A 21,089-nucleotide genomic window follows, 5' to 3' on the forward strand; every position below is an offset into this window, starting at 1 on the left:
TGTCCCGGCGCCGGGTCAGCGCCCGGCGCCTCTTTCCTGGAACCGCCATGACCGCCGCCGTCCTGACTCCCGCCGCCCTCGACACGCTGCGCGCCGCCACGCCCGGCACGCGCACCACCGTCCACTTCAACCATGCCGGCGCATCGCTGCCGTCCGCGGCCACGCTCGATGCCATCCACGCCCATCTGCGGCGTGAAGCCGAGCTGGGGCCGATGGAGGCGGGCGTGGCCGCGCGCGCGCAGACGGGCGAGGCGCGACAACTGGCCGCGCGACTGCTCAATGCCCAGCCCGACGAGATCGCCCTGACCGGCGGCAACTCGCCCGGCTGGGGCGCAGCCTTCGCGGCACTGGGCCCCTGGCGCGCCGGCGACCGCATCCTGGTGGGCCGCCACGAGTGGGGCGGCAACCTTGCCGCCATGCGGCTGGCGGCACAACCGGCGGGCGTCCGGATCGAGACGATTCCATCGGACGACAGCGGCTGCGTCGACCCCGCCGCGCTGCAATCCATGCTGGACGAACGCGTGCGGCTGATCGCGCTGACCTGGCTGCCGGCCAATGGCGGCCTGATCAATCCGGCCGCCGCCATCGGCCGCGTCGCGCGCGCCGCCGGCGTGCCGTATTTCATTGATGCGGCCCAGGCCGTGGGCCAGTTGCCGATCGACGTCGCCGACGTCGGCTGCGATGTCTTGAGCGGCGCGGGCCGCAAGGCGCTGCGCGGCCCGCGCGGCACCGGCCTGCTTTATGTGCGGCGCGATTTCCTGCCGCGCCTGACCCCCGCCTTCGTCGACACCTATTCGGCGCCCCTGGACGCCGACGGCCGTCCGCAACTGCGGGACGACGCCGCGCGCTTCGAATCGGCCGAAGCCTCACTGGCCTTGCGCTGCGGGCTGGCCAACGCATTGCGCGAGGCCCTGGACATCGGGCTGGACGCCATCCGCGCCCGCATCGACACGATCGCCCAGACCCTGCGCCACGAACTGGCCGCCATCGACGGCATCGAGGTGCTGGATCAGGGCCGGGATCGTTCCGGCCTGGTGTCGTTCAATCTCGCGGGACACGATGCCGCCGACCTTCAGCGCGCCCTGGCCGCGCAGGGCATCATCATCGGCAGCAACGGCGTGCCGTACACGCCGCTGGACATGAATGCGCGCGGTCTGGCGCAGATCGCGCGCGCTTCGGTCAGCTACCTGACCCGCGACGACGAAATCGACCGCCTGCTCGGCGCATTGCGCGCGCTGTCACGCCGCGGCGCGTAAGGCCCCCCGGGCGCCGCGCGGGCGCGCCCGCACGGCATGCGCCGGGTCACGCCGCCACGCGGCGCGCGAACGGCGACCATCGGGTGAAGACCAGCAGGTTGCCGAACATCACCAGCGCCAGCCCCAACAATGCGGCCGGCGTCCATTGGTAGCCCTCGGCGAAGGTCGACACGCTCAACGCCACCACCGGAAACAGCACCGTGCAATAGGCGGCGCGCGCCGGGCCCATGCGCCCCACCAGCGTCAGATAGGCGGTGAAGCCGATCACCGAGCCCGGAATCGCCAGATAGAGCAGGGCGCCGACGTAGGCCGTCGAGGGGTCGAAGGCGAATGGCACGCCCGCCGCCGCGCAGCCCGCCAGCAACACGCTGGCGCCATACAACATGCTGTAGGCGTTGCCGGTCAGCGGCCGGATGCCGGCGCGCTGCTGCAGCGACGACAACATGTTGCCGGTGGAAAAGCAGAAGGTGCCCAGCAGCGCGAAGCCCAGCCCCAGCAGCGTCTCGTGGCTGGCCTCCTGGCCCGCGAGCTCGGGCCAGAACAGCAGCAGCAGGCCGGAGAATCCGATCACGCCGGCCCACATCACGCGCGGCGCGATCCGCGTGCCGAACCACAGTCGCGCATTCAGCGCATTCCACAGCGTCGCGGCCGAAAACACCACCGACACCAGGCCGCTTGGAATCCATTGCGTCGCCGTGTAGAAGCACAGGAAATTCAGGCAGAACAGGCACAGCCCCTGGCCCAGGCACAACGCATGCCCGCGACGATCCAGTCGCTGCAGTTTTCGGGTCAGCCACAGCGCGGCGAACAACACCAGGCCAGCCAGTGCGAAGCGGTAGAAGATGGACACGGGAATCGCCACCACCCCAAGCTGCAGCTTGATGGCGATCCAGGTGGTCCCCCAGATGACGACGGTCAGGAAATACAGGAAGAGGTTCACTTTGGGACACTCGGCGGGGCCAAAAAGGACATGAGATCCGGACCCGTGAAAATCGCGGGATCCGGCGCCCAGTCTGCAGCCGCCGAAGACGAAAAAATTGCCGGTTCTTGCGGTTTTTCGGCCTCCACGCGCGCCACGCGAACGGGGATCGCAGTAGCATTTCGGTTCCATGGGCACCACCGCTTCGGCTCCGTCCGACTTCTCCGTTTTTCGCACGCTGTCCGCATCGACCGCGACCCTGGCGCGCGCCGCCTCGCTGGGCGAGGGGATCGCCATCTCGCAATGGGGCCGCAGCGCCCGCGAAACGCTGGGTTACGACATGCCCGGGCACCACACGCTCTCGCTGTACCTGCACGGCGGCGAAAAGTCATTCCGCGTCGGCCATGCGCTGCACGGCGGCGCAGGCAAGTTCTGCGTGCTGCCCGCCGAACACTATTCGCGCTGGTGCATGAACGACACCGTGCATTTCCTGCATCTGTACATCGCGCCCGAGCGGCTGGCGCGCGAAGCCGTGCTGCGGCTCGACTGCGAACCGCGCGCGCTGGAATTGCGCGATCGCACCTACATCCACGATGACTCGCTGACCGACGTCTGCCGGACCCTGCTGGACACCGACTGGAACGCGCCGGCCGAGCGCCTGGCCGCCAGCAGCGCGGCCGAGACCGTGCTGCACCATCTGCTGCGCCAAGGCGTATCGCGCAAGGCCGCGCCGCCGGCGCGCGGCGGCCTCGCGCCGGCGGTGCGGCGGCGGATCATGGATTACGTCGACGCGCATCTGGCCGACCCCTTGACGCTGGACCAACTGGCCCGCGTGGCCGCGCTGTCCACCTATCATTTCGCCCGCATGTTCCACGCCTCGTTCGGCGCGCCGCCACACGCCTGGGTGCGCGCCCGGCGCCTGGCCCACGCGCGCGGCCTGCTGGCCGCCGGCAAGGGCGACCTGGCCGGCATCGCGCAGGCGGCCGGCTTCGGCAATGCCAGTCACCTGTCGCGCGTATTCCGAGACGCCGTCGGTGTCACGCCCGGCCAGTACCGCGCCGCGCATCGCCGCCACTGAAGACACGGGGCGCGCGGTCTACAATGGCGCATCGCCCTTCGCGGCCTGATCGCCTGTCCCGCCCGCGATGCCATCGCCGACTTCCCGCGACGTTTCCGCTACCTTCGATGCCTCCGGCCAGGCGCCGCTGCGCGCCTATTGGCTGGCCGAACTGATCCGCTTGCGCGAAGCGCACTGGGGGCCTCTCGAAGACACCGCCATCGTGCGCCAGGTACGCCAATTGGAAGTCGGGCTGCCGGACCGCATCCTGGCCCGCGCGCAGGCATTGGCGCAACAAGAGAACCTGGCGCCGCTGGTGGATGGCTGGCGCCGCAGCGCTTTCGCCGTGCTGGCGCTGTTGCTGCTGCTGGCGCTGCTATCCGGCGCCGGCGTGGCGGCCGGCGCGCTGGGAGACGGCACCCGGGCCGTCAATGTACTGTGGGCCATGGGCGCCTTGCTCGGCCTGCACCTGCTGACTTTCCTGCTGTGGCTGGCCAGTTTTCTGCTGCGGCCCGCCGCCATGACCCCGCTGGGGCGGCTGTGGCTCTGGATCACGCGCAAGCTGGCGCGCGGCCCCGACAGCGCGCTGGTGCCGCAGGCACTGCTCAACCTGCTGGCGCGCGCCGGCGCCCTGCGCGGCCTGTTCGGCGCGATCAGCCACGGACTGTGGCTGGCGGGGCTGGCGGCCGCGCTGGCGACGCTGCTGGCGTTGCTGTCCACCGCCAGCTACCGTTTCATCTGGGCCACCACGCTGCTGGCGCCGGACACCTTCGTCCGGCTGACCCAGGTCATCGGCTGGCTGCCCTCGCAGCTGGGCTTCCCGCTGCCCGATCCGGCCATGGTGCGCGCCAGCGACGGCACCCGGCCGCTGGCCGCCGACGCGCAGGTGCAATGGTCGCTGTGGCTGATCGGGGTATTCGTGACCTATGGCATCCTGCCGCGCCTGCTGGCCTGGCTGGCCTGCATCGCCGCCACCCGCCGCGCCCTGCGCGGCCTGGCCATTGACCCGGCGCTGGCGGGCCACGCCGCGCTGCGGGACCGCCTGGAACCACCGGCCCAGTCGACCGGCATCGACCGGCCGGTCGATCCGCTGCACCAGCCACGCGTGGCCACCGCCGTGCCCGCCGGACTGGGCGGCCAACCGGTGTTGCTGGGGCTGGAGCTGCCGGCCGACCTGGACTGGCCGCCCGCCACGCTGGCAGCGTCCATCCGCCAGGCAGGCAACCTCGATACCCGTGAACAACGCAACCGCCTGCTCGACGCGCTGGCGCAGGCGGCCGCCTCGCGCCTGCTGGTGGCCTGCGATGCGCGCCAGACTCCCGACCGCGGCACCCTGGCGCTGATCGCCGAGCTGGCGGCGCACGCCAACCAGACCCGCGTCTGGCTATTGGCGCCGGCCGGGGCCGAGACGCGCGAGCCGCAATGGCGCCAGCGCCTCTCCGCCCTCGGACTGGACGCCGCCGCCATCATCGGCCCGGGCGGCACGCCACTGGATTGGCTGGAGCATGGCCATGACTGAACCGGTCATCCCCATCGCCGTGGTGGGTCACACCAACACCGGCAAGACCTCGTTGCTGCGCACGCTGACGCGCGACACCGCTTTCGGCGAAGTCGCCGACCAGCCCGGCACCACCCGCCACGTCGAGGGCGCGCGCCTGCGGCTCGATGGCCGCGCGGTGTTGGAATGGTTCGACACCCCCGGCATGGAAGACAGCATCGCGCTGCTCGAATACCTGGAGCGGCTCGACTCGCCCGGCGAACGGCTGGACGGGCCGGCGCGCATCCGCCGCTTCCTCGACACCCCGCAAGCGCATGGCCGCTACGAACAGGAAGCGCGCGTCCTGAAGAAAATGCTCGACTGCGACGCCGCGCTGTACGTGATAGACGCGCGCGATCCGGTGCTGGGCAAGCATCGCGATGAACTCGCCATCCTGGCGGCCTGCGGCCGGCCCCTGCTGCCGGTGCTGAACTTCGTCAACGCGCCCGCCCACCGCGCCGCCGAATGGCGCGATGCCCTGGCCCGGCTGGGCCTGCACGCCGCGGTCGAATTCGATACGGTGGCGCCGCCGCTGGATGGCGAACAACAGCTGTATGCCAAGCTCGGCGTGCTGCTGGATCGCCACGCCGACACGCTGGCGCGGCTGGCCGACAGCCTGGCGCGCCAGCGCCGCGAACGCCATGCGGCGGCCTATGAATTGCTGGCCGATCTGCTGGTCGACGTCGCCGCCCTGCACATCGCCAGCGCGGGCGACGAGACAGCGCTGGCCGCGGCGTCACAACAACTGCGCGAGCAGGTACGCCAGCGCGAACAGGCCTGCGTCACCGCATTGCTGGCGCTCTACAACTTCCGTGCGTCCGATTTCGATGACGACGCGCTCCCCTTGCAAGGCGAGCGCTGGGGCATGGACCTGTTCCACCCGCAAGCGCTCAAGGACATGGGCGTACAGGTTGGCATGGGCGCCGCCGCCGGCGCCATGGCCGGCGCGGCGGTGGACCTGTTCAGCGCCGGCTTGAGCCTGGGCACCGGCATGCTGATCGGCGCCGCGGCCGGCGGCCTGTGGCAGGGCGTGGAAAAGCTCGGCAAGCGTGTCGCCGGCAAACTGCGCGGCTGGCGCGAAATCAGTGTCGACGACGCCGTGCTGCGCCTGCTGGCCTTGCGCCAGCGGCAACTGATCGACGCGCTTGAACGCCGTGGCCATGCCGCGCGCGCGCCGCTGCGGCTCGATCGTCCCGATGATGAAGTGCTGCGCCGCGGCCCCCTGCCCGAAGCATTGAAGGAAGCGCGCAGCCGGCCGGCCTGGTCGGCGCTGGCCAAGGGTCATGAAGACAGCGAGCGGCGCAAGCAGATCGTGCGCGAACTGGCGCGCAGCCTCGCCACCGAGCCCGTGTCCGGCCCCTGATTTAGCCGGCCCGGCGGCGCGCCAAACCCACCATTCGCAACGCGAAGCAAGCACGTAATAACCCCAATCCAAACCGATTGACGCTTAAACGAATCGATCGATAAGATTCGTTCTACATCGGTGTGGTCCTTCCCGCCATGACAATCACAAGGGGTTGGATCTGCCGTGAACCGCCTTTCCTCGTAAGCAGCAACGCCATGCCCCGGCTCCCCATGGGGCCAGGGCCCGATCACTTCTGTCGCGCAATCCGCGCATTACGGAGCATGAGGGCTATGCGTACTCTTCCCTATCTGAAACAAGCGGCACTGGTGGCGGCCCTGACCGCCTCGCTGGCATTCAGCGCCGGCGCCGCCGCCAAGACCTTCCACTGGGCATACCAGGGCGACGCCACCTCGATGGACCCGATGGCCCTGAACGAGACCTTCACGCTGGGTTTCCAGGGCAACATCTACGAAACGCTGGCCGGATATGACGGCAACCTGAAACTGACGCCGCTGCTGGCCGAGAGCTGGGAAAACCCCGAGCCCACCAAATGGGTCTTCAAGCTGCGCAAAGGCGTGAAATTCCACGACGGCTCGCCGTTCACCGCCGACGACGTGATCTTCTCCTGGAAGCGCAGCCTGACGCCCGGCTCCGACATGAAGGGGTATGGCGCCAAGGCCTCCGATATCAAGAAGATCGACGACTACACCATCGAAGTCACCACCCCGACGCCCAATCCGATCCTGCCGCGCGAATGGGTGTTTCTCTACATCATGAGCAAGTCGTGGGCGGAGAAGCACAAGACCACCGAGGCCACCAACGTCAAGGGCGACAACCAGGGCAACTACGCCAACCTGAACGCCAACGGCACCGGTCCGTTCATGCTGGTCTCGCGCCAGCCCGACGTGAAAACGGTGCTCAAGCGCTACGACGGCTACTGGAACAAGAACATCAAGACCAACATCGACGAGGTCATCTTCCAGCCCATCACGCAGGAAGCCACGCGCGTGGCCGCGCTGATCTCCGGCGAGATGGACCTGGTGCAGCCGGTGCCGGTGCAGGACTGGAAGCGCCTGGAAGACGCCAAGGGCGTCAAGCCCTTGACCGCACCCGAAGCCCGCGCCATCTTCATCGGCATGGACCAGGCGCGCGATGAATTGCTGTTCTCGGACGTGAAGGGCAAGAATCCCTTCAAGGACCCGAAGGTGCGCGAGGCGGTGGTGCTGGCCGTGGATACCAAGGCCATCAACGAGAAGATCATGCGCAACGCGGCCAAGCCGCTGGGCTCCTTGATCGCCACCTCGATCAATGGCTACGACGAATCGTTCGGCGCGCCCTACAAGCCCGATCCCGCGCGCGCCAAGAAACTGCTGGCCGAGGCCGGCTATCCGAAGGGCTTTACCGTCACCATGGACTGCCCCAACGATCGTTATGTCAACGACGAGAAGGTCTGCCAGGCGGTGGCCGGCATGCTGGCGCGCGTGGGCATCAAGATCAACCTGCTGGCGCAGACCAAGTCCAAGTATTTCGGCAAGATCCTGCTGCAGGCCGGCAACCAGACCAGCATGTACATGCTGGGGTGGACGCCCAGCTCGACCGACGCGCACAACACGCTGCTGAACCTCACCGCGTGCCGCGACGCCAAGACCGCGGCGGGCCAGTTCAACCTGGGCGGCTACTGCAACAAGAAGGTCGATGCGCTGATCGCCAAGATCGGGGTCGAAACCGACCAGGCCAAGCGCAACGCGATGATCAAGGAAGCCTTCGGCATCGTGCGCAGCGACTACGGCTACCTGCCGCTGCACCAGCAGCCGATGTCGTGGGGCGTGAAGGACAACATCAAGGTCACCCAGCGCGCCGACGACGTGCTCGACCTGCGCGACGTGGTCCTGCCTTAGTACCCGGGCGCCGCGCCTGGCCGGACGGCATGCGCGGCGCCAAGTTGATGCGACCCCCGCGGCGGCGCCAGCCGCCCGGGCGCGCCCGGCCCAGCCCCGCTTGCCGCGACCGGCAATGCGCGGCCCGGCGTTTTCCGACCAAGAGGGCATCCAACCATGCTTTCCTTTATTGCGCAGCGGCTGATCCAGTCGGTGCTGGTGATGTTGACGGTGGCGCTGATCGCGTTCTCCATGTTCCGCTATGTCGGCGATCCGATCGCCAGCATGGTCGGGCAGGACACCACGCCCGAACAGCGCGATCAACTGCGTGAACAGTTGGGTCTGAATGACCCGTTCGTCGTGCAATACGCCCATTTCGTCGCCAACGCCGTGCGGGGCGATTTCGGCATTTCCTATCGCCATCGGCGGCCGGTCAGCGAACTGCTGGAAGAGCGCCTGCCGGCCACGCTGGAACTGTCGCTGGTATCGGCCCTGATGGCGCTGGTGCTCGGCATTCCCATGGGTATCTACACCGCGCTCAAGCGCCATGGCGTGCTGTCCAAGACGTTCATGGCGATCTCGCTGGCCGGGATCTCGCTGCCGACCTTCCTCATCGGCATCCTGTTGATCCTGTTCTTTGGCGTGCAACTGCGCTGGCTGCCCAGCTTCGGACGCGGCGATGTGGTCCAACTGGGCTGGTGGACCACCGGCTTTCTGACCAAGTCCGGCCTGCTGGCGCTGATCATGCCGGCGATCACGCTGGCGCTGTTCCAGATGACCCTGATCATGCGGCTGGTGCGCGCCGAAATGCTGGAGGTGCTGCGCGCCGACTTCATCAAGTTCGCCCGCGCCCGCGGCCTGCCGGAACGGCTGATCAACTTCCGCCACGCGCTCAAGAACACCATGGTGCCGGTCATCACCATCACCGGGCTGCAGCTCGGCTCCATCATCGCTTTCGCCATCATCACCGAAACCGTGTTCCAGTGGCCTGGCATGGGCCTGCTGTTCATCCAGGCCATCAGCATGGTGGATATCCCGGTGATGGCCGCCTACCTGGTGCTGATCGCCTTCATGTTCGTTGTCATCAACCTCGTGGTCGACCTGCTGTATTTCGCCGTCGACCCGCGCCTGCGCGTGCAGAGCAAATAAGGGAACCCTCCATGAACGCCCGCATCGCTCCCTTCTTCGCGCGCGCCGCCGACAGCGACCTCTGGCACAGCTTCAAACGCTCGCCCGGCGCCATCATCGCCGCCGCGGTCACGCTGACCATCCTGCTGGGCGCGCTGTTCGCGCCGGTGATCGCGCCGCACAATCCCTTCGACCTGGCATCCCTGGACATCATGGACGCCAACACCCCGCCGGCCTGGCAGGAAGGCGGCAGCCCCGCCTTCCTGCTCGGCACCGATGACCAGGGCCGCGACATCCTGTCGGCGATCCTGTATGGCTCTCGTGTCTCGCTGCTCGTGGGTTTCGCGTCGGTGCTGTTCTCGATGGTGCTGGGCGTCACGCTGGGCTTGATCAGCGGCTATGTCGGCGGCCGTGTCGACAGCTTCATCATGCGCATCGCCGATGTGCAGCTGTCGTTCCCCGCCATCCTGGTGGCGCTGCTGATCGACGGCGTGGCGCGCGGGCTGCTGCCGCGCGACATGCACGACGAACTCGCGCTGTACGTGCTGATCTTCGCCATTGGCATTTCGGGCTGGGTGCAATACGCCCGCACCGTGCGCGGCTCGACCCTGGTCGAACGCCACAAGGAATACGTGCAGGCGGCGCGCCTGATCGGTATCGGGCCGGTCACCATCCTGCGCCGCCACATCCTGCCCAACGTCATGGGGCCGGTGCTGGTGATCGCCACCATCCACCTGGCCATCGCCATCATCACCGAAGCCACGCTGTCATTCCTGGGCGTGGGCGTGCCGCCGACCGCGCCGTCGCTGGGCACGCTGATCCGCATCGGCAACAGCTACCTGTTCTCGGGCATGTGGTGGATTTCCATCTTCCCCGGCATCGCGCTGGTCGCGCTGGTGCTGTCGGTCAATCTGCTGGGCGACTGGCTGCGCGACGCGCTCAACCCCAAGCTGCGCTGAGGACGTCATGGCCCTGCTGAACATCGAAGACATCCGCATCGAGTTTCCCAGCCGCCGCGGCACCCTGGTGGCGGTGGACGGCGTATCGCTGGCCCTGGAAAAGGGCGAAATCCTGGGCGTGGTCGGTGAATCCGGCGCCGGCAAGTCGACCATCGGCAACGCCGTCATCGGCCTGCTCGAAGCGCCCGGCCGCCTGGCGGGCGGCGCGGTGCTGCTCAACGGCGAACGCATCGACACGCTGACGCCGGCGCAGCAGCGCAAGGTGCGCGGCCGCCGCATCGGCATGATCTTCCAGGACCCGCTGACCTCGCTCGACCCGCTGCAGACCGTGGAAAGCCAACTGGTCGAGACCATGCTGGTGCACCTGGACCTGACGCACGACCAGGCCAAGCAGCGCGCGGTGCAGTTGCTGGAGCAGGTCGGCATCGACCAGCCCGAGCTGCGCGTGCAGCAGTATCCGCACCAATTCTCGGGCGGCATGCGGCAGCGCGTGGTGATCGCGCTGGCGCTGTGCTGCGAGCCCGAGGTCATCATCGCCGACGAACCCACCACCGCGCTCGACGTGTCGATCCAGGCGCAGATCCTGGAGCTGCTCAAGAAGCTCTGCCGGCAGGAAGAGGTCGGCATGATCATCATCACGCACGACATGGGCGTGATCGCCGACGTGACCGACCGCGTCGCGGTGCTGTACCACGGCAAACTGGTCGAGCAGGGCCCGACCGCCAAGATCCTGGGCGACCCCGACCACCCCTACACCCGCAGCCTGATCTCTGCCGTGCCACGGCCCGACATCAAGCTCAAGCGGTTCCCGCTGGTGACCTACATCGAGGACGTAAAGACCCCGGCCCAGCCGCTCGACCTGGCAACGCACTGGCTGGGCCAGCGGCGCGACTTCGGCGTGAGCAGCGACGGACCGCTGGTACAGGTACGGGACCTGAGCATGCGTTTCGTGCTCAAGAATGCCCTGCTCAAACGCAACCAGCGCACGCTGGACGCGGTCAAGCGCGTCAATTTCTCGATCGGCGAGGGCGAGGTGTTCGGCCTGGTGGGCGAGTCCGGCTCGGGCAAGTCGACCGTGGCCCGGCTGATCTCGGGCCTGTATACACCCAGCGCCGGCACGGTGAACTTCGGCGGCACGGACCTGACCGCGCTCAAGGGCGAGAAGCAGCTCAACCCGTTCCGGCGCCAGATCCAGATGATCTTCCAGGATCCGTTCTCATCGCTCAATCCGCGCATGCGCGTGCTGGACATCGTGGCCGAACCGATCCGCTTCCACAAACTGGCGGCCAGCGAAGCGGAGGCGCGCCGCGTCGTCGCCGACCTGCTCGACGTGGTCGGACTGGGCGATCGCGCCGCCGAACGCTTTCCGCACGAATTCTCGGGCGGGCAGCGCCAGCGCATCTGCATCGCGCGGGCGCTGGCCACGCGGCCGCGCTTCCTGATCTGTGATGAACCGACCTCGGCGCTGGACGTGTCGATCCAGGCGCAGATCCTGAACCTGCTCAAGGATCTGCAGGAACAGCTCGGCCTGACCATGCTGTTCATCAGCCACGACCTGCCCGTGATCCGCCAGATGTGCGACCGCGTGGGCGTAATGCGCTACGGCGAACTGCTGGAAGTGGCCGAGACCGAGGCCCTGTTCGAGCATCCGCAGCACCCCTACAGCCAGCACCTGCTGGGACTGATGCCACGGCTGCAATCCATGTCCCGCGCGGGACTGGAGGTGGCCGGTTGACCCCGGCCGACACGACGAGGAGCAAGACATGAGCGCGTTGCCACAGACCCTGTTCATCGGCGGCAAGGTATTCGATGGGCGCGGCGCGATACTGCCGGACCACGGCGTGCTGGTAGAGGGCGCCCGGGTGACCCGTGTGGCCCCGGCGGCCGAATTCACCGGCTTTGCCGGACGCCGCGTCGACACCCGCGGCATGACGCTGATGCCCGGCATGGCCGACTGCCACGTACACCTGGTCTATACCGGCGGCGCCGACCCGCAGACGCAGATGTCCAAGCAAGGTCCGGCGCAGATTACGCTGACCGCGCTGGAGAACGCCCAGGCCGCGCTGCGTGGCGGCTTCACGGCGCTGCGTGACTGCGGCGGCAAGGATTACCTGGAGTTCGGCGTGCGCGATGCCATCGCGCGCGGCGTGTTCCCGGGTCCGTCCATCAAGGCCTCGGGGCGCATCATCTGCATGACCGGCGGCCACGGCAACCGTATCGGCCGTGTCGCCGACGGCTGCGAAGAAGTGGTCAAGGCGGTCCGCGAGCAAGTCCATGCCGGCTGCGACCTGGTCAAGATTATGGCCACCGGCGGCGTCATGACGCCGGGCGTGAGTCCCATGGACGCGCACTACAGCTTCGACGAAATGAAAGCCGGCGTGCACGAAGCCAAACGTTTCCGCAAAAGCACGGCCAGCCACGCGCAAGGCACGCAGGGCATCCTGAACGCGGTGCGCGCCGGCATCGATTCCATCGAGCACGGCATCTTCATGGACGAGCAATGCCTGAGCGAAATGCTGGCGGCCGAAACTTATCTGGTGCCGACCATCGCCGCGGTGCGCAACATCGTCGCCAATGCCGACAACGGCATCCCCGCCTATGCGGTGGAGAAGGCGCGCGCGGTGGAGCAGCGCCACCGCGAATCGATCCAGATGTACTACAAGGCCGGCGGCCGCATCGCGCTGGGCACCGACGCCGGCACGCCGTTCAATCTGCACGGCGAGAACGCAATGGAGCTGGCCTACATGGTGGAGTTCGGCATGACGCCGGTCGACGCGCTGGTTGCCGCCACCTCGCGCGGCCACGACCTGATGGGCATGGATGGACATGGCGTGGTGGAACAGGGCGCCGTGGCGGATCTGCTGCTGGTGCAGGGCGACCCGAGCGAGGACATCATGCGCGCTGCCGACAAGCGCTTCCATGTGGCCGTACTGCGCAACGGCGAAGTGATGGCGGGCGCCTTGCCCCATTGATACCCGGCCTTGGCGCCCGGCCGGGCGCGCCGCGGCATCGCGCTTACGGGACGCCGCGCGATATCAGCAAGGCCAGAAAGCGCTCGACCGGCATGCGCTCGCCGTTGACGTCCACGTCGCCCCCCTGATAGCTCAGGCTCGCGACCAGCCTGCCGTCGTCCAGGCGTCCCCACGGGCCGCGCAGAACCTGGTCACGCAGGCCGTCAGCCTGTTGGCGCGCTGCGTCACGCGCAAGGTCCTCGGCGATACCGCCGGCCTGCAAGCGTGCCGCGATCAGGTCGGCCAGACTGGCAACCGGCATCGACAATCGGATATCGAGCTGGCGCACGGCTTCCTTGACGACTGCGGCCGGCGAGCGATTCCACAGCGTCGGCGCGGTCAGCCCCAGGTCCAGCTGCAAGGTCGCGGCCCCGCTGGCGGTCTCGACCCGTAATGACGACACCGAAACCTGCGGCTGGCCCAGCAGGAATTTCATCAAGTAGCCGGCCCCCACCATTTTGGCGCTCAGATCGCCGCCGTCCCGGGGTTGCTCCAGGCTCTCGCGGAACGCACGGAACGAGACCAGATCCAGATTGTTGGCGCTGGCGTCCAGGCGCAGGCTGGCGGCGCGTTGGCCGTTCAAATCGACACCAGCGATCCGCAGGGCCAGCGCGCCGCGCTTGGCGGTATCGGCGCCGCTGGCATCGGCGGTCACGGCGACATCGTGCAGCGTGACCGGCTTGCCATCGATATCCAGGGTCCATTGTTTCAGGCTTGCGCGGGTCTGGCTGGCCGCGGTCCCGTCGTCGGCGCGGGTCATCTCGTGCGCGATCGACAAGTCCTGCAAGGCCAGCCGGCGCATGCGGTCCGCCCCCGCCTTGGTGAACGGCTCGGCCAGGTCGACGTGATCGGCGCGGAGTGCCACCGCGACGTGCTTGCCGCCCCCGGCAAGCTCGGCCTGGAGGGTCAGGCCCGAGAAATTGAAGCGGGCCGCGCCGCGCACCCGCTCCAGCGGCGCCAGGGCCAGGGAAGCGGTAATGTCGCGGCCATAGCCCGCCACCGCGCTAGCGGTCAAGGGAATGGCGCCGCGGGCGGCGGCGAACCAGGGCTCGACCGCAGGCGTGGACACCAGCTCCGCGCGGGCGGCCGTCATGACCGGGATCAGATTGCCGCGCGACAGGCGTTGCCAGGGAAACGGCCCATGCGCCAGGCGCACCACGAACTCGACGTCGCGCCCTGCCGCGGCGGCGCCGTCGCCGGGTGACGGCTGCGCTTTCAGGCGGTAGCGCGCCTGCGACGCGAACACGCCGCGCTCGTATGACACCTGCTCGAACGACAACGATTCGTCCAGCGATGCGCCAAGCTGACGCACCTGCTGGTTGACGCTGTCGGCCAGCCGCGTCATGCCGCTCTCCAACCGCTTGCCGGTCACCCATGCCGCACCGGTCCAGATGGCGCCCAGCGCCAGCACGGCCACACCGGCAGCTACCCATTTCCTCATGACGCTCGCCCCTCCCGAATCAGGCTCGCCGGCGCAGGTCGGCGCCCGCCCGCGGCCGCATGAAAAACGGGCCGCCGCGCCCGATGGCGCCGCGGCCCGCATGAGGCGCCGGCCTCACGCCGGCGCCAGGTTCGGATGGCGCCTCAGCGCATGCCACCCATCGCACCGCTCATGACCATCATCATGAACTGCTGCAGCGGCATTTTCTTGCCATTGAAATCCACCTGGCCGTCGGCGTAGTTCAAGTAGGAAACGATGTTGTCGTTTTCCGTCTTGGCCACGCCCATCGCGACCGCCATGGTGCCGATCATTTCGGCCTGACCCTTGGCGGTCGTGGCGGCGCGATCGGCCGGCACGCCGCGCATCTGCGGTTCGATCGCCATCAGGTCGGCCAGGTTGCCCTTGGACAGCACCAGCTTGGCATCGAGCTTGCGGATGGCTTCCATGGCCAGGTCGCTGGCCGGCTTGTCGGTCGAAGCCGGCTTGGCCAGGTCCACATCCAGGTTGAAGGTCGAGGTACCGTTGGCCGTGCGCACCTGCAACGGCGACACCGACAGGCTGGGCTTGCCGGCCAGCAGCAGCTCGACGTTGGTCTTCAGGATCTGCTGCTCTTCGGGCGTGAACTCGGGCTTGGGCTCATTGCCGTCGGCTTGCATCATGCGGCGCGAGGAGGCTTCATAGACCTCGTTCAGCGCCTTGAGCGCCTTGGGGTCCATGTTCTTCAGGCCAATCGCCAGCTGCAGGCCCGCCATGTCCTTCTGCTGGACGTTGATCATGCCGAAGTCCAGCACCATCTTGGCGTTCACGCCGGTATCGGCCTCGGCCAGGTCCACGCCGATGCTGGTGTCCTTGAACAAGACCGGCGGCTTGGTCTTGGACGTGATGGCCCATTCCTTGAAGACCAGCTTCTGGCTGCCCATGGCAATGTCGTTCTTGCCCGGCGCCAGGTCGCTGTCGAGCGTGATGCCTTTGACCGCCATGCCCACGATATCGCTCTCGCCAGCCGGGCCGGCCAGCGCCAGGCTGTCGCTCTTGAGCGCCAGGATCGCATGCTTGGTGTTGGTATCGAAGTCGACATCGCCGGTCATGCCGGAGAAAGTCAGCTTGGTCTGGTTGCTGGTGGCTTCGGCGGGGGCCAGGTTGAACGTGCCGGAGACATGCTTGCCATAGCTGACGCTATAGGCGCCAGACAGTGGCGTGGCGCCCTTGGTGGCGGCGAACCAGCCCTTGACCGCCGGGGTTTCCTCGATCTGGAAGCGGCTCGCGACCATGGCCGGCGCCAGCTTGCCGGAAGCCAGGTTGCTGAACGGGAAGGGACCGTGCGACAGATGCTCGACGAACTGGATCTCGTGTTCCTCGGCGGGCTGGCTTCCCTTGGCGGGCAGCGTGAACTTCACGCGGTAGCGCTCGGTCGAGGAAAACACGCCGCGTTCGAACGACATCAGTTCGATCACCGGCGTCATGCCCCATTTTTCGCCGAACTTGCTCAGTTCGGCGTTGCCGTCTTCGATCGACTGCTTGACGAACGCCTCGGCCTTCTGGCCGGTGTACCAGGCCGTGCCGGTCCAGATTGCGCCCAGTGCAACGACCACACCCGCTATTGCCGCCTTTTTCATAGCAACCCTTAATTCTTTTGATGGAGGTAAGCCGTGGGATTATAGGGAGGACTGCCTAGGGATTACACTGATTTCGTTCATATTTCGTGCAAAATGTTACCCGGCGATACTGTTGCGACCGCCCCGCCTGCCCAGGCTGCGCATCGGCTACAATGGCTGCGCGTGCTTTGCCAATCTGCACGCGTCCGCTAGGCACTTCGCCGCCAAGCTTCGCCCCCTGGGGCGCTTCCCTTTTCTCCTTATTCGTCCGCCTGGATTGGAGTCTCTCAACTTGAGCGACGGGCTGCCGCTGGAGTTGTTTTGACTACCTCTTCCTCTTTCGCCGACCTCGGGCTGGCCGATTCCCTGTTGCGCGCCATTGCCGATACCGGCTACACCGCACCCACCCCCATCCAGGCCCAGGCGATTCCGCAGGTGCTGAAAGGTGGCGACCTGCTGGCCGCCGCCCAGACCGGCACCGGCAAGACCGCCGGCTTCACCCTGCCCATCCTGCACCTGCTGATGCAGCGCAAGCCGGAGGCCCGCAAGGCCGGCCGCCCGCGCTGCCTGATCCTGACCCCCACGCGCGAACTGACCGCGCAGGTCGCCGAATCGGTGCAGACCTACGGCAAGCACACCGCGCTGACGTCCATGGTGATGTTCGGCGGCGTCAACATCAACCCGCAGATCTCCGCGCTGCGCAAGCCGCTGGACATCCTGGTGGCCACCCCCGGCCGCCTGCTGGACCACTGCGGTCAGAAGACCGTCGACCTGTCCGGCGTCGAGATCCTGGTGCTGGACGAAGCCGACCGCATGCTCGACATGGGCTTCATCCGCGACATCCGCAAGATCCTGGCCCTGTTGCCCAAGCAACGCCAGAACCTGCTGTTCTCGGCCACCTTCTCGGACGAGATCCGCGCGCTAGCGCGCGGCGTGCTGAACAACCCGGGCGAAGTCTCGGTCACCCCGCGCAACACCGCCACCGAACTGGTCACCCAGACCGTGCACCTGGTCGAACAGCACCACAAGCGCGACCTGATCAGCCACATCATCCGTGAAAGCGGCTGGCACCAGGTGCTGGTGTTCACCCGCACCAAGCACGGCGCCAACCGCCTGGCCGAAAAACTGGTCAAGGACGGCCTGACCGCCGCCGCCATCCACGGCAACAAGAGCCAGTCGGCCCGCACCCGCGCGCTGGCCGGCTTCAAGGACGGCACCGTGACGGTGCTGGTGGCCACCGACATCGCCGCCCGCGGCCTGGACATCGACCAACTGCCCCAGGTGGTGAACTTCGAGCTGCCCAACGTGCCGGAAGACTACGTGCACCGCATCGGCCGCACCGGCCGCGCCGGCGCCACCGGCGCCGCCGTCTCGCTGGTCGACAACAGCGAAATCAAGCTGCTCAAGGACATCGAGCGCCTGATCAAGAAGACCATCGAGCGCAAGCCGGTGCTGGACTGGACCCCGCCCGCCACCAGCGCCGCGGCCTTCGAACGCCAGGAACGCGACGAAGATGCGCGCCAGCCGCGTGGCGGCGGCCGTAACGGCGGCCGTGGCGGCAATGCCGGCGCGCCCCGCTCGCGCCCGGCCAACGCCGCGCCGCGTAGCGCCAATGGCGGCCGCGCCCCGGCGCCGGCCCGTGCCGGCGGCGACAACCGCGGCGGCCAGGGCGCGCGCGACGGCAAGCCGGCCGAGCGCCCGGCCCATGCCGGCCGCAGCGATGCGCGTCCGGCGCAGAACCACCGCCGTCCCGACGGCAACGCGCGTCCCGCCGGCAACGGCGGCAACGGGCGCCCGGCCGGCGCCCCGCGCGCGGCGCTGCTCTCCAAGTAATATCAGCGGCATACCTGTTACTGCGACCCACGGACCCGCGCCATCATGCCTCTTTCCACCTGGTTGACGTTCTTCCTGGCCTCCTGGGCCATTTCGTTCTCGCCTGGCGCGGGGGCCATCTCGGCGATGTCCTCCGGACTGAAGTACGGGTTCGCCCGCGGCTACTGGAACACGGCCGGCCTGATCCTGGGCATCCTGTTCCAGTTCGTGGTGGTCGCGGTCGGCCTGGGCGCGGTGCTGGCCACTTCCGAAATGGCCTTCAACGTGGTCAAGTACCTGGGCGTGGCCTACCTGATCTACCTGGGTGTGCGCCAGATCCGCACCGACGCCGCGCCCGTCGCGGTCGATGCCGGCGATCCCAAGCAGGCCACGATCCGCGAGCTGGTGATGCGCGGCTTCCTGATCAACACCATGAACCCCAAGGGCACGGTGTTCCTGCTGGCGGTGGTGCCTCAGTTCGTCGACACCGCCTTGCCGCTGACGCCGCAGTACGCGGCGCTGGCCGGCACGCTGGCATTCACCGACCTGGTGGCGATGGGCATCTACACGCTGCTGGCGGCGCGCGTGCTGCGCCTGCTGCGCAGCGCCAGGCACATCCGCTGGATGAACCGCACCTTCGGTTCGCTGTTCATCCTGGCGGGCGTGTTCCTGGCCTCGTTCCGCCGCCATTCCTGAATTTCCACGCGCGGGGCACGCGCCGGCAACGGCGCGTGCCCCGCTTGTTTCGATGCACCATACCGGACCGCGCCGGGCTGAATCCGCGGCGTCAGGTTGAATCCTCCGATCATGAACATCCCACAAGAAGTAGCGCGGCGCCGTACCTTCGCCATCATTTCCCACCCCGACGCGGGCAAGACCACGCTGACCGAAAAGCTGCTGCTGTTCGCGGGCGCGATCCAGATCGCCGGCAGCGTCAAGGCGCGCAAGGCCTCGCGCCACGCGTCCTCCGACTGGATGGAAATCGAAAAGCAGCGCGGCATTTCGGTGGCCTCGTCGGTGATGCAGATGGAATACCGCGACTGCGTCATCAACCTGCTCGACACCCCGGGCCACCAGGACTTCTCGGAAGACACCTACCGCGTGCTGACGGCGGTCGATGCCGCGCTGATGGTGATCGACGCCGCCAACGGCGTCGAGCCCCAGACCATCCGCCTGCTGCAGGTCTGCCGCGCGCGCAACACGCCCATCATCACATTCATCAACAAGATGGACCGTGAAGTGCGCGAACCGCTCGAACTGCTGTCGGAAATCGAAGGCCACCTGGGCATGGACGCGGTGCCGTTCTCGTGGCCGGTGGGCATGGGCAAGGCCTTCGGCGGCGTGTTCGACATCCGCCGCGACCGCATGCGCGTGTTCCGCCCCGGCCAGGAGCGCCGCGCGGACAACGACGACTTCATCGAAGGCCTGACCAACCCCGAGATCGCGCGCCGCTTCGGCGCGGCCTTCGAGCAGGCCAGCGGCGAAATCGAACTGATCAACGAGGCCGCCCCAGCCTTCGACCGCGACCAGTTCCTGGCCGGCAAGCAGACCCCGGTGTTTTTCGGCTCGGCCATCAACAACTTCGGCGTGCAGGAAGTGCTGGACGCGCTGGTCGAACAGGCTCCCCCGCCCGGCCCGCGCGTGGCGCTGCAACGCGAGGTGCAGCCCGAGGAACCCAAGTTCACCGGCGTGGTGTTCAAGGTGCAAGCCAACATGGACCCGGCGCACCGCGACCGCGTCGCCTTCGTGCGCGTCAGCTCCGGCCGCTTCGAGCGCGGCATGCGCCTGAAGGTCGCCCGCACCAACAAGGAAATGCGCCCCAACAACGTGGTGTCGTTCCTGTCGCAACGCCGCGAGCTGCTGGACGAGGCCTATGCCGGCGACGTCATCGGCATTCCCAACCACGGCGTGCTGCAACTGGGCGACGTGCTGACCGAAGGCGAAACGCTGCAGTTCACCGGCCTGCCGTTCTTCGCGCCGGAACTGTTCCAGGCCGTCGAAGTGAAAGACCCGCTGCGCACCAAGCAGTTGCGCACCGGCCTGACACAACTGGGCGAAGAGGGCGCCATCCAGGTGTTCCGCCCCGAGGCCGCCGGCGGCTCGCTGCTGCTCGGCGCGGTCGGCCAGCTGCAGTTCGAAGTGGTCGCGCACCGCCTCAAGACCGAGTACGGCGTGGACGCGCGCATGATGCCTTCGCGCTACACAATGGCACGTTGGATTACTTCCGATAACCCCAAGGCGCTGCGCAAGTTCATGGATGCCAATGCTGCCCATATCGCCTATGATGTGGTCGATGCGGCGGCGTTTTTGATCGGTTCGCCCGCGCAGTTGCGCGTGGCCGAGGAACTGTATCCGGATGTGAAATTCCACGCGATGCGAGAGCATGGCGGCAAGGTTTTCGGAGACAAGGCGTAGACCCGTTCGGGTACCGCACGGCAGATTTGAGGGTAGCAATGTCTTGGCGTTTATTATTCGCAACGCTTCTGCTGGCGCTTGGCGCGTCGGCCTGGGGCGGCATTCAACTGGGTGATTGGCTGGTGGCGCACGCGCCACAGGCCGCGCCTGCACCCGGCCAGGATGCGGCCGCGTCGCAACAACCCGTGCTCGACGCCAACGGGCGTCCCTACGTGGCGCAGCCCCCGCAACCGCGCATCGACGGCACGCTCGGCGTGCCCGACAAACCGGCCGACCACGAATGGACCATCAACACGGTCTCGCTGTTCGACACCCTCAGCGATCCGGCTGTGCAGATTTCGCGCGAGCGCATCAGCCAGGACCAGGCGCGCGAAATCGCCGCGGCCTCGCAGGTACCGCTGCCGCAAGGCACCTCTGACGTCAGCACGCTCGACCTGCAGGCGCCGGGCACCGGCACCGCCATCAACGGCGGCCAGGCACCGGCCCAACAGGCCGCCGGCTACGGCAACACGCCCATGGTGCAGGCGCCGCCCCCGCCGAATTCGTCACCGGCGCCGGGCGCGCCCGGCTGGCAGGACGCGCTCAAGCGCGAACTGGCGCACTGCGCCACGCAGGGCTTCTTCGAACGCCCCTCGTGCTCGTGGGCGGCCCGCAACAAGTACTGCGGCCCCAACCGGGCCTGGGGCACGATGGCCGAATGCCCGGCCCGCCCGCAGTAAATCCGATCCCACGGCTCG

Annotated in this window: 16 protein-coding genes; 13 read left to right on the forward strand and 3 right to left on the reverse strand. The window is 67.8% G+C overall.

From position 1 onward, the window contains the following. The first annotated feature begins 47 nt into the window (after positions 1-47). Complete coding sequence (locus tag K2W61_RS07690; protein ID WP_236755364.1) at positions 48-1,256, forward strand: aminotransferase class V-fold PLP-dependent enzyme; 1,209 nt, start codon at positions 48-50, stop codon at positions 1,254-1,256. A 46-nt stretch (positions 1,257-1,302) separates the two neighbouring features. Here K2W61_RS07690 and K2W61_RS07695 read toward each other — a convergent pair whose 3' ends face one another. Continuing rightward, positions 1,303-2,196, reverse strand: coding sequence for a DMT family transporter (locus K2W61_RS07695; RefSeq protein WP_175135578.1), 894 nt, complete (start codon positions 2,194-2,196; stop codon positions 1,303-1,305). A 169-nt stretch (positions 2,197-2,365) separates the two neighbouring features. On the opposite strand from K2W61_RS07695, the gene K2W61_RS07700 reads away from it, so the two are divergent. The 8 genes from K2W61_RS07700 to K2W61_RS07735 all read left to right on the forward strand — a co-directional run bounded on the left by K2W61_RS07700 (position 2,366) and on the right by K2W61_RS07735 (position 13,050). After that, positions 2,366-3,253: a helix-turn-helix domain-containing protein gene (locus tag K2W61_RS07700; protein ID WP_175140302.1), complete on the forward strand. Its 888-nt coding sequence runs from the start codon at positions 2,366-2,368 to the stop codon at positions 3,251-3,253. Between the two features lie 67 nt (positions 3,254-3,320). Beyond that, a complete protein-coding gene (locus K2W61_RS07705) occupies positions 3,321-4,751 on the forward strand; it encodes a DUF2868 domain-containing protein (RefSeq protein ID WP_175140303.1) in 1,431 nt (476 codons plus the stop codon). Beyond that, positions 4,744-6,132 carry a GTPase/DUF3482 domain-containing protein gene (locus K2W61_RS07710; RefSeq protein WP_236755365.1) on the forward strand — a complete coding sequence of 463 codons (1,389 nt, stop codon included), beginning with the start codon at positions 4,744-4,746 and terminating at the stop codon, positions 6,130-6,132. Before K2W61_RS07705 ends, K2W61_RS07710 begins: the two co-directional genes overlap by 8 nt. A gap of 272 nt (positions 6,133-6,404) precedes the next feature. Further along, positions 6,405-8,012, forward strand: a complete 1,608-nt coding sequence (locus K2W61_RS07715) for an ABC transporter substrate-binding protein (RefSeq protein ID WP_175135582.1) — start codon at positions 6,405-6,407, stop codon at positions 8,010-8,012. Between the two features lie 156 nt (positions 8,013-8,168). Continuing rightward, positions 8,169-9,140, forward strand: a complete 972-nt coding sequence (locus K2W61_RS07720; protein WP_175135583.1) for an ABC transporter permease — start codon at positions 8,169-8,171, stop codon at positions 9,138-9,140. Between the two features lie 11 nt (positions 9,141-9,151). Continuing rightward, the gene (locus K2W61_RS07725) at positions 9,152-10,078 is read left to right on the forward strand and encodes an ABC transporter permease (protein ID WP_175135584.1); all 927 of its coding nucleotides are present in this window, start codon (positions 9,152-9,154) and stop codon (positions 10,076-10,078) included. 7 nt (positions 10,079-10,085) lie between these two features. After that, a complete protein-coding gene (locus tag K2W61_RS07730; RefSeq protein WP_175135585.1) occupies positions 10,086-11,813 on the forward strand; it encodes a dipeptide ABC transporter ATP-binding protein in 1,728 nt (575 codons plus the stop codon). A 28-nt stretch (positions 11,814-11,841) separates the two neighbouring features. After that, entirely contained in the window at positions 11,842-13,050 is a 1,209-nt protein-coding gene (locus tag K2W61_RS07735) for a metal-dependent hydrolase family protein (RefSeq protein WP_175135586.1), read from the forward strand. A gap of 43 nt (positions 13,051-13,093) precedes the next feature. Here the strand turns inward: K2W61_RS07735 and K2W61_RS07740 are convergent, their stop codons facing one another. Together K2W61_RS07740 and K2W61_RS07745 are read right to left on the reverse strand one after the other, a co-directional pair. Continuing rightward, positions 13,094-14,530 (reverse strand): YdgA family protein, encoded by a 1,437-nt coding sequence (locus K2W61_RS07740; protein ID WP_175135587.1) that lies wholly within the window; start codon positions 14,528-14,530, stop codon positions 13,094-13,096. A 143-nt stretch (positions 14,531-14,673) separates the two neighbouring features. Then, entirely contained in the window at positions 14,674-16,146 is a 1,473-nt protein-coding gene (locus K2W61_RS07745) for a YdgA family protein (RefSeq protein ID WP_175140306.1), read from the reverse strand. Between the two features lie 300 nt (positions 16,147-16,446). Between K2W61_RS07745 and K2W61_RS07750 the strand changes: the two genes are divergently transcribed. The 4 genes from K2W61_RS07750 to K2W61_RS07765 all read left to right on the forward strand — a co-directional run bounded on the left by K2W61_RS07750 (position 16,447) and on the right by K2W61_RS07765 (position 21,071). Next, a complete protein-coding gene (locus tag K2W61_RS07750) occupies positions 16,447-17,958 on the forward strand; it encodes a DEAD/DEAH box helicase (RefSeq protein WP_236755369.1) in 1,512 nt (503 codons plus the stop codon). Between the two features lie 45 nt (positions 17,959-18,003). Beyond that, a complete protein-coding gene (locus tag K2W61_RS07755) occupies positions 18,004-18,633 on the forward strand; it encodes a LysE family translocator (RefSeq protein WP_175134243.1) in 630 nt (209 codons plus the stop codon). 111 nt (positions 18,634-18,744) lie between these two features. Continuing rightward, positions 18,745-20,352 (forward strand): peptide chain release factor 3, encoded by a 1,608-nt coding sequence (locus K2W61_RS07760; protein ID WP_175134244.1) that lies wholly within the window; start codon positions 18,745-18,747, stop codon positions 20,350-20,352. Positions 20,353-20,390: 38 nt separating this feature from the next. Continuing rightward, positions 20,391-21,071, forward strand: a complete 681-nt coding sequence (locus tag K2W61_RS07765; RefSeq protein ID WP_175134245.1) for a hypothetical protein — start codon at positions 20,391-20,393, stop codon at positions 21,069-21,071. Positions 21,072-21,089: the final 18 nt, after the last annotated feature.

Source organism: Achromobacter pulmonis (assembly GCF_021733725.1).
Taxonomy (GTDB): domain Bacteria; phylum Pseudomonadota; class Gammaproteobacteria; order Burkholderiales; family Burkholderiaceae_B; genus Achromobacter; species Achromobacter pulmonis.

Bases quoted from the DNA above. Each gene is read 5' to 3' on its own strand.
- K2W61_RS07730 (WP_175135585.1), top strand. From the start codon at position 10,086: ATGGCCCTGCTGAACATCGAAGACATCCGCATCGAGTTTCCCAGCCGC.
- K2W61_RS07690 (WP_236755364.1), top strand. From the start codon at position 48: ATGACCGCCGCCGTCCTGACTCCCGCCGCCCTCGACACGCTGCGCGCC.
- K2W61_RS07765 (WP_175134245.1), top strand. From the start codon at position 20,391: ATGTCTTGGCGTTTATTATTCGCAACGCTTCTGCTGGCGCTTGGCGCG.
- K2W61_RS07705 (WP_175140303.1), top strand. From the start codon at position 3,321: ATGCCATCGCCGACTTCCCGCGACGTTTCCGCTACCTTCGATGCCTCC.
- K2W61_RS07700 (WP_175140302.1), top strand. From the start codon at position 2,366: ATGGGCACCACCGCTTCGGCTCCGTCCGACTTCTCCGTTTTTCGCACG.
- K2W61_RS07745 (WP_175140306.1), bottom strand. From the start codon at position 16,146: ATGAAAAAGGCGGCAATAGCGGGTGTGGTCGTTGCACTGGGCGCAATC.
- K2W61_RS07760 (WP_175134244.1), top strand. From the start codon at position 18,745: ATGAACATCCCACAAGAAGTAGCGCGGCGCCGTACCTTCGCCATCATT.
- K2W61_RS07725 (WP_175135584.1), top strand. From the start codon at position 9,152: ATGAACGCCCGCATCGCTCCCTTCTTCGCGCGCGCCGCCGACAGCGAC.
- K2W61_RS07720 (WP_175135583.1), top strand. From the start codon at position 8,169: ATGCTTTCCTTTATTGCGCAGCGGCTGATCCAGTCGGTGCTGGTGATG.
- K2W61_RS07735 (WP_175135586.1), top strand. From the start codon at position 11,842: ATGAGCGCGTTGCCACAGACCCTGTTCATCGGCGGCAAGGTATTCGAT.
- K2W61_RS07715 (WP_175135582.1), top strand. From the start codon at position 6,405: ATGCGTACTCTTCCCTATCTGAAACAAGCGGCACTGGTGGCGGCCCTG.
- K2W61_RS07740 (WP_175135587.1), bottom strand. From the start codon at position 14,530: ATGAGGAAATGGGTAGCTGCCGGTGTGGCCGTGCTGGCGCTGGGCGCC.
- K2W61_RS07710 (WP_236755365.1), top strand. From the start codon at position 4,744: ATGACTGAACCGGTCATCCCCATCGCCGTGGTGGGTCACACCAACACC.
- K2W61_RS07755 (WP_175134243.1), top strand. From the start codon at position 18,004: ATGCCTCTTTCCACCTGGTTGACGTTCTTCCTGGCCTCCTGGGCCATT.